General features: G+C 59.2%; 10 protein-coding genes. 5 read left to right on the top strand and 5 right to left on the bottom strand.

Translation table 11 applies throughout. The features are described 5' to 3' along the window. Window positions 1–76: 76 nt before the first annotated feature. From sucB to ACFVHU_RS03305, 3 genes are all read right to left on the bottom strand, one after another. Window positions 77–1,795, bottom strand: coding sequence for a 2-oxoglutarate dehydrogenase, E2 component, dihydrolipoamide succinyltransferase (gene sucB, locus ACFVHU_RS03315; RefSeq protein ID WP_388022440.1), 1,719 nt, complete (start codon window positions 1,793–1,795; stop codon window positions 77–79). Between the two features lie 117 nt (window positions 1,796–1,912). After that, window positions 1,913–3,292 (bottom strand): dihydrolipoyl dehydrogenase, encoded by a 1,380-nt coding sequence (lpdA, locus tag ACFVHU_RS03310; RefSeq protein WP_105656773.1) that lies wholly within the window; start codon window positions 3,290–3,292, stop codon window positions 1,913–1,915. A 283-nt stretch (window positions 3,293–3,575) separates the two neighbouring features. Continuing rightward, on the bottom strand, window positions 3,576–5,090 hold the full coding sequence (locus ACFVHU_RS03305; protein ID WP_105661473.1) for a leucyl aminopeptidase: 1,515 nt from the start codon (window positions 5,088–5,090) through the stop codon (window positions 3,576–3,578). A gap of 254 nt (window positions 5,091–5,344) precedes the next feature. Here ACFVHU_RS03305 and ACFVHU_RS03300 point away from each other — a divergent pair, with 254 nt between their 5' ends. From ACFVHU_RS03300 to ACFVHU_RS03285, 4 genes are all read left to right on the top strand, one after another. Next, the gene (locus ACFVHU_RS03300; RefSeq protein ID WP_332485992.1) at window positions 5,345–6,307 is read left to right on the top strand and encodes a PAC2 family protein; all 963 of its coding nucleotides are present in this window, start codon (window positions 5,345–5,347) and stop codon (window positions 6,305–6,307) included. Then, window positions 6,304–7,566 carry a nitrate/nitrite transporter gene (locus ACFVHU_RS03295; protein ID WP_105656770.1) on the top strand — a complete coding sequence of 421 codons (1,263 nt, stop codon included), beginning with the start codon at window positions 6,304–6,306 and terminating at the stop codon, window positions 7,564–7,566. Before ACFVHU_RS03300 ends, ACFVHU_RS03295 begins: the two co-directional genes overlap by 4 nt. An 85-nt stretch (window positions 7,567–7,651) precedes the next feature. Further along, window positions 7,652–8,755: a DUF4192 family protein gene (locus tag ACFVHU_RS03290; RefSeq protein WP_388022434.1), complete on the top strand. Its 1,104-nt coding sequence runs from the start codon at window positions 7,652–7,654 to the stop codon at window positions 8,753–8,755. 254 nt (window positions 8,756–9,009) lie between these two features. Next, the gene (locus tag ACFVHU_RS03285) at window positions 9,010–10,221 is read left to right on the top strand and encodes an RNA polymerase sigma factor (protein WP_332485997.1); all 1,212 of its coding nucleotides are present in this window, start codon (window positions 9,010–9,012) and stop codon (window positions 10,219–10,221) included. A gap of 126 nt (window positions 10,222–10,347) precedes the next feature. Here the strand turns inward: ACFVHU_RS03285 and ACFVHU_RS03280 are convergent, their stop codons facing one another. After that, on the bottom strand, window positions 10,348–10,572 hold the full coding sequence (locus ACFVHU_RS03280; RefSeq protein WP_105656767.1) for a hypothetical protein: 225 nt from the start codon (window positions 10,570–10,572) through the stop codon (window positions 10,348–10,350). Between the two features lie 221 nt (window positions 10,573–10,793). Here ACFVHU_RS03280 and ACFVHU_RS03275 point away from each other — a divergent pair, with 221 nt between their 5' ends. Then, window positions 10,794–12,902, top strand: a complete 2,109-nt coding sequence (locus tag ACFVHU_RS03275; RefSeq protein ID WP_105656859.1) for a type IIA DNA topoisomerase subunit B — start codon at window positions 10,794–10,796, stop codon at window positions 12,900–12,902. Window positions 12,903–12,972: 70 nt separating this feature from the next. On the opposite strand, the gene ACFVHU_RS03270 is transcribed toward ACFVHU_RS03275, so the two are convergent. Beyond that, window positions 12,973–13,935, bottom strand: a complete 963-nt coding sequence (locus ACFVHU_RS03270) for a M56 family metallopeptidase (RefSeq protein ID WP_105656766.1) — start codon at window positions 13,933–13,935, stop codon at window positions 12,973–12,975. Between the last annotated feature and the right edge of the window lie 4 nt (window positions 13,936–13,939).

The following is a 13,939-nucleotide window of genomic DNA, read 5'->3' as shown; positions in this document are numbered from 1 at the left end:
AAACGCAGAATCGCCCCTGTCGAATGAACGACAGGGGCGATTATCTACCTAGGCTGCGAAAGCGAAAGCTGGATCTTTACAGTCCCAGTTCGCCTTCGAAAGCGCCGCCTTCAAGGCGAGCCTTGACGGTCTGCAGGAAGCGGCCTGCATCGGCACCGTCTACCAGACGGTGATCGTAGGTCAGGCACAGGTACATCATGTGGCGGATGGCAATCGAATCGTTGCCCTCTGCGTCGGTAACGACCATTGGACGCTTCACGATCGCACCGGTGCCCAGGATGGCTACCTGTGGCTGGTTGATGATCGGGGTGTCGAACAGTGCGCCAACCGAACCGATGTTGGTGATCGAGAAGGTGCCACCGGAGAGCTCATCCGGACCGATCTTGTTGCTGCGGGTGCGTGCAGCAACATCAGCGATACGCGAAGCCATGCCAGCCAGGTTCAGATCGCCAGCGTTCGATACAACAGGAACCAGCAGGCCCTTGTCGGTGTCGACTGCGAATGCCAAGTGCTCGGCATTGTGGTAGGTGATCTTCTGGGTCTCTTCGTTGTACTCGGCGTTCAACTTAGGGTGTGCCTTCAGGCCCTCGGCAACAGCCTTGGCGATGAATGGCAAGTAAGTGAGGTTCACGCCGTTGGTGGCCTTGAAGTTGGCCTTTGCCGAAGCACGCAGCTTCACGATGCGGGTCATATCGATCTCGTGGACCTGGGTCAGCTGAGTCGATACGTCCAGGGATTCGCGCATGCGGCGAGCGATGACCTGGCGGATACGTGGAGCCTTCTCCTCGGTGCCGCGCAGCGAGGAAACCTCAACTGCAGGAGCAGCTGGCTTCGCGGCGGCAGGAGCAGGGGCGGCAGCAGGGGCGGCAGCTGGTGCAGCAGCTGCCTGGGCGGCAACAGCGTCCAAGACATCCTGCTTGCGGATGCGACCGCCAACGCCGGTACCCTTCACCGAAGCAATGTCGATGCTGTGCTGGTTAGCCAAGCGGCGGACCAGTGGGGTGACGTAGCCGGACTCATTGGTTGCCTCAGCAGCCGGTGCCTCTTCCTTTGCAGGAGCGGGAGCGGCCGGAGCGGCAGGTGCCTCTTCCTTAGCGGGAGCCGGAGCGGCCGGAGCCTCTTCCTTTGCAGGAGCCGGAGCAGCAGCTGGTGCTTCTTCCTTGGCTGGGGCGGCAGCTGGAGCAGCGCCAGCTGCACCGATAACAGCCAGAACAGCGCCAACTTCAGCGGTCTCATCTTCTGGAACGCGAATTTCCAGCAGGGTACCTGCAACGGGGGAAGGAACTTCGGTGTCAACCTTGTCGGTGGAAACCTCAAGCAGTGGCTCGTCGACGGAGACTTCCTCGCCAACTTCCTTCAGCCAGCGGGTGACGGTACCTTCGGTAACCGACTCGCCCAGAGCTGGAAGGGTCACTTCGGTGCCTGAAGCAGCGCCGGCGGCTGGTGCAGCTGCTGGAGCTTCTTCGGCTGCAGGTGCTGCTGGTGCTTCTTCAGCGGCTGGTTCGGCAGGTGCTTCTTCAGCGGCCGGAGCTGCTGGTGCAGCTTCGCCAGCGCCGGAGCCATCGCCAATGCGAACCAGTGGGGCGCCAACTTCAGCGTCCTCGTCTTCGGCTACGAAGATTTCCTCGATGATGCCGGCAACCGGCGAAGGAACTTCAGTGTCAACCTTGTCGGTGGAAACTTCCACCAACGGCTCGTCTACCTCTACACGGTCGCCGACCTGCTTCAGCCAGCGGGTTACCGTACCTTCGGTAACGCTTTCACCCAGTGCGGGTAGGTTTACGGTTTCAGACATCGTCCCGTATCTCCTTGTTTTATAAAGCTTGAAAAGTGGTGGGAGGCGTTGCCTCCGAGCCTAGTGCATACAGGCAGCGCGTTGAACTAACGCGCTGCCTGTATGACCAAAGCGTGATTAACCGTGCAGCGGGGCGCCGGCCAAAGCCATTGCGGCTTCGCCCAGGGACTCGTTCTGGGTTGGGTGTGCGTGGATCAGCTGCGATACGTCCTCTGGGTAAGCTTCCCAGTTCACGATCAGCTGGGCTTCACCGATCTGCTCGCCAATGCGGCCGCCGATGCCGTGAACGCCAACGATTGGGCCGTTCTTGACGCGAACCATCTTGATGATGCCGCTGGTGCCCAGGATCGAGGACTTGCCATTGCCAGCCAAGTTGTACTCGGTGGTTTCAATCTGGTCGGCACCGAACTTCTCCTTGGCCTTCGGCTCGGAGTAGCCCACGGAAGCGATCTCTGGCTCGCAGAAAGTCACCTTCGGGATGTTGATGTCCTCGACGATGGTTGGCTTCATGCCGTGGATTTCCTCGGCTACGAAGCGGCCATGCTGGTAACCGCGGTGTGCAAGCTGTACGCCTGGAACGATGTCGCCGATTGCGTAGATGTTGCCAACGCCGGTGTGCAGGCGCTCATCGGTGATCACGAAGCCGCGGTCAATGGTGATGCCCTGCTCTTCGAAGCCGAGGCCCTCGGTTACCGGACCGCGACCCACTGCAACCAGAACGATCTCTGCTTCCAGGACCTTGCCGTCAGCCAGGGAGACCTTGGCACCGTTAGCATCCTGCTCGACCTTCTCGAAGAAGACGCCGGTGTTGAACTTGATGCCGCGCTTCTTGAAAGCGCGCTCCAGGTTCTTGATGATGGCTGGGTCCTCGTTCGGAACCAGCGAAGGCAGGCCCTCGACGATGGTGACGTCGACGCCGAAAGACTTCCATACGGAAGCGAACTCGACACCGATGACGCCGCCGCCGAGCACGATGGCGCTCTTTGGCAGGTCTTCCATGTTCAGTGCTTCGGTGCTGGTCAGTACGCGGCCGCCGATTTCCAGACCCATGGTCTTGGAGGTGGAGCCGGTAGCCAGGATGATGTACTTGCCCTTGTAGACGGTGCCATCAACATCGATGGAATCCTGGGAGACCAGTCGGCCGTTACCGGTGATAACGTTGACCTTCTTCATCTTCAGCAAGCCCTGGAGACCCTTGTGCTTTCCAGCAACAATGTCTTCCTTGTACTTGCGCACGCCAGCCAGGTCGATCGACTCCAGCGAGGAGTTGATGCCGAACTTGGCACCCTCGCGAGCGTTCTCGGCCAGCTCTGCTGCGTGCAGGTAAGCCTTGGTTGGGATGCAGCCGGTGTGCAGGCAGGTGCCGCCCAGCTTTTCCTTCTCGATCAATCCAACGGTGTAGCCCAGCTGGATGGCGCGCAATGCTGCCGAGTATCCAGCGGATCCGCCGCCGAGGATGAGGACATCAAATTCTTGCGTTGCTGCCGAATCGGCCACGTGAACGCTCCCTCGTATTCGCTTAGTGAGGCCGGCTTAGGCCGACCAGGGGATCGGGTGTGGACTTCCTGGAGCGTGACACATGCGGGCGCGCACCATTAATCCACGGTGATGTTTCAAAACTTACCTTAGTACCGTCCAATGGTTGCAGTCACCTTCGGGGCATTAAAAGTCAGGTATGTCTCTTATTTTTAAACTCATCCCGGCATCGTGCAGATAGTTCTGGCGATACCGGGATGAGTTCCAGGACACAGGAACTGCCATTAGTCCTGCGTTGCTGCGGCTAGTTTGCTGCAGCGAGCTGCTCTGCGTAGGCAACCAGGGTGCGTACCTGGGAGCCGGTGCCGTTCTTCGGAGTGTAGCCCCAGGCGCTGCCTTCGTTGAACGCAGGACCAGCGAAGTCGATGTGGGCCCAAGGGATCTTCTTGCCGTCCACTTCACCGACAAACTCTTCGAGGAACACGGCGGCAGTCATCATGCCGCCCATGCGCTCACCGATGTTCGCCAGATCGGCAACCTGCGACTCGATGGACGGGCGCAGCTCCTCCGGAAGCGGCATGGCCCAAGCCAATTCGCCCACCTTGTCCGAGACGGCAACCAAGTCGCTGGCGACCTGCTTGTCGCCCATGACACCTGCGGTGCGCAGGCCCAGGGCCAGCATCTGGGCGCCGGTCAGCGTAGCGATGTCGATCATGACATCCGGCTTCTCCAAGCTGGCAGCTGCCAGGCCATCGGCCATGACCAAGCGGCCTTCGGCGTCGGTATTGAGCACTTCAACGGTCTTGCCGCCGAACATGGTCAGCACATCGCCCGGACGGGTCGAGGCGCCGCCAGGCATGTTTTCTGCCAGGCACAGCCAGGCAGTGACCTTGACATTCAGGCCAAGCTCGGCGACTGCGGCAACGGTCTGGAAAACCGCGGCGGCACCGGACATGTCGGACTTCATGGCGTGCATGCCGGCAGCAGGCTTCAGCGAGGTGCCACCGGTGTCGAAGGTAATGCCCTTGCCGATCAAGGCGATGTGCTTGGCGGCCTTCGACGGCGCGTATTCGATCTTGACCATGCGCGGCTGGCGAACCGAACCGCCGCCAACACCGATCAGGCCGCCGAAGCCGTCCTTGGCAAGGCGCTTCTCGTCGAAAATGGTGACCTTCAGCGGCAGGGACTTGGAGTGGTCCTTCACTGCTGCGGCGAAGGACTCCGGGTACAGCACGTTGGCTGGGGCGTTGATCAGATCGCGGGTGCCGCGTACTGCGCGGCCCAGGATGGCAGCGCGCTTGAGTACTGCTGGCAGGTCCTTGGATGTCGCTACCGAGGTGACGATCTGGGCTTCGGCCAGTACCGGCTTCTCGCTCTTCTTCGAACGGTGGTTCTCGTAGCGGTAGCTGCCCAGCGCGATGCCTTCTGCGATGGCGGCCACGCGCTCCACGCTGTCAGCAGGCAGGGCGAAAATGGCGCTCTTGGCGTTGCTCAGCTGGCGGGCAGCCGAACCGGCGGCCCGGCGCAGCTTCTCCTCGGTTAGATCAGCTAGCTCGTCAACGCCCAGGCCGATGAACTGCAAGGTCTTGGTCTTGGCACCGTCTACGCCTGGCAGCGCGGTGATTTCGTCGGCCTTCCCGGCAACGCCCAAAGCTGAAAGCGAATGCTCCAGGGAAGTGGTGGTTTCGGCGGTGAATGGGGATGCCGCGATGGACACCTTTTCGCCGTTCTTGAGTACACCCAGGATGAGGGTGTCAGCGCTCTTGCGCTTGATGTCGGCGCCAATGGCGCTCAAAGTGAGATCACTGGAGTTGATCACAAAATCATTCCTTCTATGCCTTTGTAGGGTCTAAGGTCGCGACAGCCCCTGTGGTTTTCCGGAACAGGTCATGCCGGCGGGCTGTGCGTCTCCTACCCCAAGGTTATCCGAGGTTCCGCGTCATCGTGCGTTACTTCACAGCGAGCGAAAGCCAAGTAGCGATAAGATGGACCATTGATCTGTACTTGAAGTGCAGTCCCAGCCGATGGTTGCCGCTCCCGCTTTGCCGGATGCCGACCCTGAATGAGGAGAAAATGTCCAAGGAATCGTTGATGACGCTGGTCGCAGACGACTTGGATGACTCGCGCCTTCAAGGTCTTGGCATGTTCGTCTCGCTGAAGAGCATCAGCGATGCCGGGCATAACCATTCGCAGGTCTCCAACGAGCTTTTCGGACGCCTCGACTCGGAGCTCTTCGCCACTTTCGACGCCGATGAGCTGATCGCCTACACCTCCCAGCGCCCGCGGGTCTCTTTCCTGGGTGACCACTTCGCTGGATACCAGGCTCCACGCATGGAGATCTACCTGATGACCGATGAGATGGACCGCAAGTTCTGGTTCCTCACCGGTGTAGAACCCGACTTGAAGTGGGAACGCGTGATCGCGGAACTGCATTCCTTCATTGAAGCCTTCAACGTATCGCTGGTTGTGGGGACCGCATCGTTGCCGATGCCGGTGCCGCATACCCGCCCGGTAGGCGTTACCGCACATGGAAACCGCAAGGATCTGATCGAGAACATCTCGACGTGGAGCCCTACGGTGGAATCGCCAGCAGGTCTGGCCTCGCTGCTCGAAATTCGCCTGAGCGAAGCTGGCCGTGATGTCGTGGGATACTCCCTGCACACCCCGCACTACCTCGCCGAATCCGAGTACCCGGCCGTTGCCGTTGCGACGCTGGAATACGTAGGAGCGGCACTGAAGCTGGCTTTGCCAACGGACAAGCTGCGTGAGGCAGGTCGACTGGTCGACCAGCAGCTAGCCGAACAGCTTGAAACCAATAGCGATGTTCGCCAAATGGTCGACGGATTCGAAGAACGGTTCGATGCGCATGCCAAAGAGCATGAACCGCGCTCGCTGTTGCTGGATGAAGACGAGCAGATGGCGGATGCCGAGGAATTGGGCGCCAGCGCCGAGCATTTCCTTGCGGCCATTGAGAACACTGAAGATTGGTTGAAAAACGGTCACATCGAACCGTTGCCAGGTGATCACGACCAGTGAGCCAGGCCCATCTGAATTCACCCAAGTCGTGGGTTGTCTTCGGCTTCGCAATTCTTGCCTACATTTCTGCAATTTCGCAGCGCACCAGCTTCGGCGTCGCTGGCATCCAAGCCACCGAACGATTTGATGCCAGCGCGCAGATTTTGGCGACCTTCTCCGTCGTGCAGCTGGTTGTCTATGCCGGCGCGCAGGTGCCCGTAGGGCTGCTGCTGGATAAATTCGGTCCGCGCATCCTGATTACCTGCGGCGCCCTGCTGATGGCCGCAGGTCAAGCGTTTCTTGCGATTTCAGTCAACGTCCCCATGGGGTTGGCCGGGCGCGTCATGGTTGGCATGGGCGATGCGATGGTCTTCGTATCGGTGCTCAAGCTGTTGCCCCTATGGTTCTCCGGCTCGCGAATCCCGGTGCTGACCCAGCTCACCGGTACCTTCGGCCAGCTCGGCCAGCTCATCAGCCTCTTTCCTTTCCATATGATCTTGCTGGGCGTCGGCTGGTCCGCGGCGTTCTCGGTCATGTCCGGTTTCGCTTTTGCCACCTTCATCACCACGATCGCTTTCGTGCGCAATGGCAGGACCTGGGAAGGGTCCGGCCAGGGGGAGCAGGAGACCGGCTCGCGGATCGCCCGGGCCTGGAAACAGCCAGGAACCCGTTTGGGGTTCTGGACCCACTTCTCCACGGCATTCATGATCAACACCTTCATGATGACCTGGGGCTATCCTTTCCTTGTCGAAGGCCAAGGCATAGACGGTGCGCTGGCATCGGGCTTGATGGCGGTGTTCGTTGTCGTTTCCATCGTGGTGGGACCGATCCTCGGCGCCCTGACCTCGCGCCATGCCAGCCAGCGTTCCAACTTTGCCCTGGGCATTGTCGGCTCAATCCTGGTGATGTGGGCAGTCGTCCTATTCTGGCCAGGGCAGGCCCCGCTATGGATTCTGGTGCTATTGATGATCGCCATTGCCGCCGGTGGCCCGGCCTCCGTAATCGGCTTCGACTTCGCCCGAACGTTCAACCCGCCGCAGGTGCTGGGAACGGCCACCGGCCTGGTGAACACCGGCGGGTTCATAGGTGCCTTTGTCACGATCTACGTCATCGGATTCATCATGGACATGCTGTATAAGGCCAACGGCTCGGTGGGCGAGCTCTACAATCTTCAGGCCTTCCGCGTGGCCCTGTCAGTCCAGTTCGCCATGGCATTGCTCGGTATGGTGTTCATGGTCGTTGAACGCCGCAAGGCGCGCCGCTTCCTCGCCGAGCAGTAAGCCCGCACCGGGGCGATCCGAAAGGTTCTCCACAGCTCGCAGCCTCTGACCTCATGCGCCTAGCGCAGCGTTGCACCGTGGAGCCATGACAACTACACCGGAACGCCACCCTCTCTCGCTGTCCAGTTGCGAGGACATCTTGGCGTATGTGCCCCATGCCCTAGGTTTCTATCCTCAGAATTCGGCCGTGCTGATGCTGATAGACGAGGACCATCTGGAAGCGACCTTGCGAGTTGATCTGCCCGAGGAAAACACCGCGGCGGAGCGCGGGACGTGGACCGCGCAGCTGCTGAGCCTGCTAGAACGAATGCCCCATATCCAAGGGGTGGTTCTGGTGGTCTATGCGCCCGAAGGAACGTCGGACGGCTCCGGTATTCCCTACGCGGATCTGGTCGCGCAGCTAGAGCAGGGGCTGACAAGCAAAAAGGTCTTGCTGCGTCACAGCTGGTGCCGGCAGGATCGTGTGGTCTGGAACTACGCGACCGATGATTACGCAGAGCCGACCCCCGTGCGCCCGGTGGAAACGAACGAAACGCATTTGTCGTTGGCCTTCGCCGGGTCGGCTCCGTTGGACATTCCATGGGACGGTAGCGGAATCCCGCAATGGCCGCAGGCTGCTGAGATCCTGAAGATCATCTCGAATCAGCAGCACAACGTCGTCAACTGCTTGGAAGCGTGGCTGCAGACCATGGATCTGGCTGAGCCGGAAGCCCGGGCCTGGATTCACGATGAGCATGAGCACGCCGCATTGCTACTGGGTTCCTTGGAAGTGAAAATCGTGCGTGACCTTCTTCCGTACCTGGCTGGTCAAGGACTCGAAGCATCACTGGATGTGCTGTTCGGCGTGATGCGCGGGGATCGCGAAGCTGCCGCCGCGCCGTTGACCAACTATTTGCTGGGACGTGGTTGGCATGCTCCGGACTGGCAGCGGATTGACCGGTTGTGGCTGGTCGCCAGAGACCTGCTCGGCGTTGCTGAAGGCAACGCGCGGCAGGCCCTGCTGTGCATTCTTGCGTGGATCGAGTGGGCGCGAGGCAGGGGAACCATGGCGTTGTGCCTGTTGGGGCGAGCGGTCGAGGAAAACCCGAATTACGAGCTGGCCAGGCTGCTGCAAAAGCTGATGTCCCATGGAATCATGCCAGAATGGGCGACCGACCAATTGCGGGCATGGCGTGCTAGTTTCAGCTGAGCAGCAACAACCGGAGTGTCTCAAGTGGTGTCCTGGTGGCAATTCATGGATAATGGGACAACAGACCCGGTTAGGTTCGAATTGCCTATGTCTTGAAATCTCCGGATTTCGGGAACATTAGGCGGGCTTGATGCGTTGATATCAATGTGCCAGCCCTCGGTGTTTAGTCAATGATTAAACGCCATCGGACTTGACAGGGTCATAGTGGTGTTACCGGCAGGTGCATCCGGAACGCATCGTTAGAAAGGTTATTCGTGTCATCTTCTGAGACGAACGCTAATCGCAAAGCAACTGAGGCCGAGGTTGAAGCGGCCGAGGTCGAGGCAGCCGCCCCTGCAGCGAAGAAGCGCGCTACCAAGGCCAAGCCTCGGACTAAAAAGGTCGCTGCTGAAACTGCAGCGCAAGACGAATCAACCGGAGCGTCGGCTGACGCCGATGACGATGTTGAGCAAGGCACCGATTCGAAGGACTCGAAGTCTGACGATGATTCGAAGGGCTTCACCCTTTCAACCGGTGACGATGATGCTCCACAGCAGCAGGTCATGGTCGCTGGAGCGACCGCTGACCCAGTCAAGGATTACCTGAAGCAGATCGGCAAGGTCGCGCTGCTGAACGCTGAGCAGGAAGTTGACTTGGCTCTGCGCATCGAAGCGGGCCTGTTCGCAACTGACAAGTTGGAAAAGGACGACGGCTCGATGGACCAGCGCTTGCGCTGGGACTATGAGCAGATCATCCACGACGGCAAGATCGCCAAGAACCACTTGCTGGAAGCCAACCTTCGCCTCGTAGTTTCGCTGGCCAAGCGCTACACCGGCCGCGGCATGCTGTTCCTGGACCTGATCCAGGAAGGCAACCTTGGCCTGATCCGTGCAGTGGAGAAATTCGACTACACCAAGGGCTTCAAGTTCTCGACCTACGCCACCTGGTGGATCCGCCAGGCAATTACCCGTGCCATGGCTGACCAGGCACGTACCATTCGTATTCCAGTGCACATGGTTGAAGTCATCAACAAGCTGGCACGTGTCCAGCGCCAGATGCTCCAGGACCTGGGCCGCGAACCAACCCCAGAAGAGCTGGCCAAGGAATTGGACATGACCCCTGAAAAGGTTGTCGAAGTCCAGAAGTATGGTCGCGAACCAATTTCCTTGCACACCCCATTGGGTGAAGACGGCGACTCCGAATTCGGTGACCTCATTGAAGACTCGGAAGCAGTAGTCCCAGCCGATGCAGTTTCGTTCACCTTGTTGCAGGAGCAGCTCCACTCGGTGCTCGACACGCTCTCAGAGCGTGAAGCAGGCGTGGTGGCCATGCGCTTCGGCCTGACCGATGGCCAGCCTAAGACCTTGGATGAAATCGGCAAGGTCTACGGTGTGACTCGTGAACGCATTCGCCAGATCGAGTCCAAGACGATGTCCAAGCTTCGTCACCCATCGCGTTCCCAGGTACTGCGCGATTACCTAGACTAAGAATCTGAGGATGTGGCCAGTAGTTCATTCATTGAACTGCTGGCCACATTTTTTATTTGCCGTTAATGCAAGAAGAAGGTGACCCAGAATTGGGTCACCTTCTCGAATTAGTGGCTGGCAACGAGTTTAGTCGTTGGCGTCCACCTTGGGCTTTTCATAGAGTCGCGAGGACTCATCCTGCCAGACCGAAGTCTGCGGACGCAGTTTCGGTTCTACATCGCGAGCATGGTGAGCGCAGAAGAGCAACTCACCGCCTGTCGAAGCCAGCACGGCTCGCACGTAGGCCTGTGCGCCGCAGCGGTCGCACCGGTCGAGGGCGTTCAGTTCACGACTAGCGGTCGTAGTAGTCATTGCCAGCCTCCTAAAGTTGATGGTTACTCTATACAACCAGCTTGGGCTCCGACTTTATCCCGATTTGCCTGTTCTTTCGCTCACCGCGTAGCGCATGTGGATAAGGTCATAGGAGACCGGCGTGCTGGGCAGCACCGGAAAATAGCGGGTATTCGAACACATTAACGATTAGAATATGGAATAAGACGTACTTTCTCATGCAAGTAGGAGACAACAGCTCAGTGGCTTCATCCGACAATTACAGCGCCCGGCACCTTTCGGTCTTGGAAGGCCTGGAAGCGGTTCGTAAGCGCCCAGGCATGTACATCGGCTCCACCGACTCCCGTGGCTTGATGCATTGCCTCTGGGAGATCATCGATAACTCAGTTGACGAAGCGCTGGGCGGTTTCGGCCAGGCAATTGACGTCATCTTGCACTCTGACGGCTCCGTTGAAGTCCAGGATGACGGCCGCGGCATTCCTGTCGATGTTGAACCCAAGACAGGCTTGAGCGGTTTGGAAGTTGTCTTCACCAAGCTGCACGCCGGCGGCAAGTTCGGTGGCGGCTCCTACAGTGCTTCGGGCGGTCTGCACGGCGTGGGCGCCTCGGTCGTCAACGCCTTGTCGGCCCGTTTGGACGTCGAAGTTGACCGCGGCGGCAAGACCTACGGCCTGCAGTTCCGTCGTGGAGAGCCAGGCAAATTTACCGATAAGGGCCGCAAGAAAGCGGACGCTTCTTTCAAGGCTCATGAGACGGCGACGGCTCCGGGCGTTATCGGCAAAGCCAAGCGGGGCGTGACTGGAACGCGCATTCGCTACTGGGCGGATAACCATATCTTCACCCCGGATGCGAAGTTCTCCTATAAGGATTTGCAGGATCGAGCGCGCCAGACCTCCTTCTTGGTTCCTGGGTTGCGCATCACCCTGCGCGATGAACGTGGATTACCGGATACCCCGGGTGCGGACGGGCCCCATGAGGAAGTGTTCCAGCATGATGGCGGCATCAGCGAGTTCGTCGACTATCTGAGCAGCGACTCGCCGGTCACGGACATCTGGCGTTTCCATGGCAGCGGATCGTTCCATGAAAAGGTTCCGGTCATCGATGGCAGTGGTCGCAGCCATATTGAAGATGTGCAGCGTGTCTGCGAAGTTGACGTCGCGGTGCGTTGGGGAATCGGCTACGAAACCTCGCTGCGCAGCTTCGTGAATATCATTGCGACCCCCAAGGGCGGTACGCATACTGCCGGCTTCGAACAGGCCATGCTCAAGTCCTTCCGCAAGAATGTGGAGGCCAATGCGCGGAAGCTCAAGTTCGGCCAGAAGGACAAGCTGGAGAAGGACGACGTGCTGGCGGGCATGACTGCCGTGCTGACCGTCCGACTGGCAGAGCCGCAGTTCGAAGGGCAGACCAAGGAAATTTTGGGTACACCGCAGGTGCGCCAGATTGTTTCCAAGGTGCTGGAGAAGGCACTCAACGACCGACTGGGATCCAATAAGCGCAACGAGAAGGCTGAAGCGTCCACGCTGCTGGAGAAGGTCGTCAACGAGATGAAATCTCGCGTGTCGGCACGTATGCACAAGGAAACCCAGCGTCGCAAGACCGCTTTGGAGTCTTCTTCGCTGCCAACCAAACTGCTCGATTGCCGCAGCAAGGAAGTTGGAAAGTCTGAACTGTTCATCGTCGAGGGCGACAGCGCATTGGGCACTGCCCGTCTCGCGCGCTCCAGCGAGTACCAGGCGCTGCTGCCAATTCGAGGCAAGATCCTCAACGTGCAAAAAGCCTCGATTTCGGACATGCTCTCGAACGCGGAGTGCGCAGCGATGATCCAGGTGATTGGGGCCGGTTCGGGGCGCAGCTTCGACATTGAGCAAGCCCGATACGGCAAGATCATCTTGATGACTGATGCTGATGTTGACGGTGCGCACATTCGGACATTGCTGTTGACGTTGTTCTATCGCTACATGCGTCCCATGATCGAGCACGGTCGCGTCTATGCAGCGGTTCCGCCGCTGCACCGCATTGAGGTGATCAATCCGGGGTCGAAGCAGAATGAGGTTATCTACACCTACTCTGAGGCGGAAATGACCAAGCTGCTGGCCAACTTGGAGAAGGAAGGCCGACGCTACAAGGAGCCGATCCAGCGCTATAAGGGCCTAGGCGAAATGGACGCGGACCAGCTGGCTGAAACCACCATGGACCTGCGTCATCGTATGCTGCGCCGTGTCGGCATCGAGCATGCGCAGGCAGCCGAGGAGGTCTTTGATCTGCTGATGGGCTCCGACGTAGCGCCTCGCAAGAAGTTCATTATCGACGGCGCCGACGATCTTGAACGAGATCGTATCGACGTCTAGAGCAATGCAAACGGCGAAGTCCCTGGCCCTAACGGGGTCCAGGGACTTCGCTGTTTGCGCCAAGAGAGTGCTACCAGTCCAGCAACCGCGGTGCGATGAGCAGGACTGTCGGGCAGATCAGCAACATGATGGTGCTCAGGAGCACTAGTGCGCGCTGCGGGCGGCCCAGCGGATCCTGCGGGGAGAGCAAGCGTTGCAGCCGGCGGGAGGAGACTTCACCATCTGGCATGCCAACTAGGCCGGCACTGGACGAATGATTCTTTGACGACGAATCATCCATTGCTGCGGCGGTGGCGACAGTGACAATGGCTTTGAGCAAAGTGTGCCTATTGACCTTTTCCAGTGCTTTGTCGTCGGCGAGCATTTCTATCAGTTGGCGCACTGCGTCGAGGGCAAGGCGTGAAGTCGGTAGCCAAGGCAACGCTTCGTGCCACGCCGTGAATGCCAGGATCAGCAGATCATGCCGTTGATCCAAATGGGAGCGTTCATGGGCAATAACCGCCTGTTGCTCTTCGGCAGAGAGCTGGGTGAGCAATCCGCGCGATAGCACGGTCACCGATTGCGAAATCCCCGGCACGCAATATGCAACAGGCATGTCGTGATCAATCACTAGGGTATTTGGCCGCGTCTGGGACGGGTTGCTCAAGAGGCGCAGCAGATGCCGGTGCTTGGCTCGTTGGCGAGAGATGCGCCAAGCCGCTCGTATGAGGGTTAATACCAGGTGAAATCCGAAGAGCAGTGCTGCGCTCAAGGCGAACAGGTGCACTTCGCCGGGGTCGGGCACACTGGGATCTCCCATTATCAGGAGCCAGCCGCCATGAAGCGCGGAGATGAGGTCATCGCCCAATGGGGCCAAGCCCCAAACAAGCATCGAGCCGATCATGGAAAGTCCACCGCCTAATGCGATGGCTTGCCAAAGGAGTACCGCTTGCACTGGTGAGCGGGCGGTCCATTTAGCCTTGGATAAAGCCAACGGCGTCGGCCACGCCAATGCGATAGCCAACGCCGCTAGGAAATATGAGGTGAGAAGCACTCAG

This window comes from Glutamicibacter sp. NPDC127525 (assembly GCF_042672105.1).
Taxonomy (GTDB): Bacteria; Actinomycetota; Actinomycetes; order Actinomycetales; family Micrococcaceae; genus Glutamicibacter.
This window is presented reverse-complemented; position numbering and strand designations above follow the sequence as displayed.

Excerpts from the sequence above, each read along its gene's own strand:
- ACFVHU_RS03290 (WP_388022434.1), top strand. The coding sequence starts at position 7,652 with ATGACAACTACACCGGAACGCCACCCTCTCTCGCTGTCCAGTTGCGAG.
- ACFVHU_RS03300 (WP_332485992.1), top strand. The coding sequence starts at position 5,345 with ATGTCCAAGGAATCGTTGATGACGCTGGTCGCAGACGACTTGGATGAC.
- sucB (WP_388022440.1), bottom strand. The coding sequence starts at position 1,795 with ATGTCTGAAACCGTAAACCTACCCGCACTGGGTGAAAGCGTTACCGAA.
- ACFVHU_RS03280 (WP_105656767.1), bottom strand. The coding sequence starts at position 10,572 with ATGACTACTACGACCGCTAGTCGTGAACTGAACGCCCTCGACCGGTGC.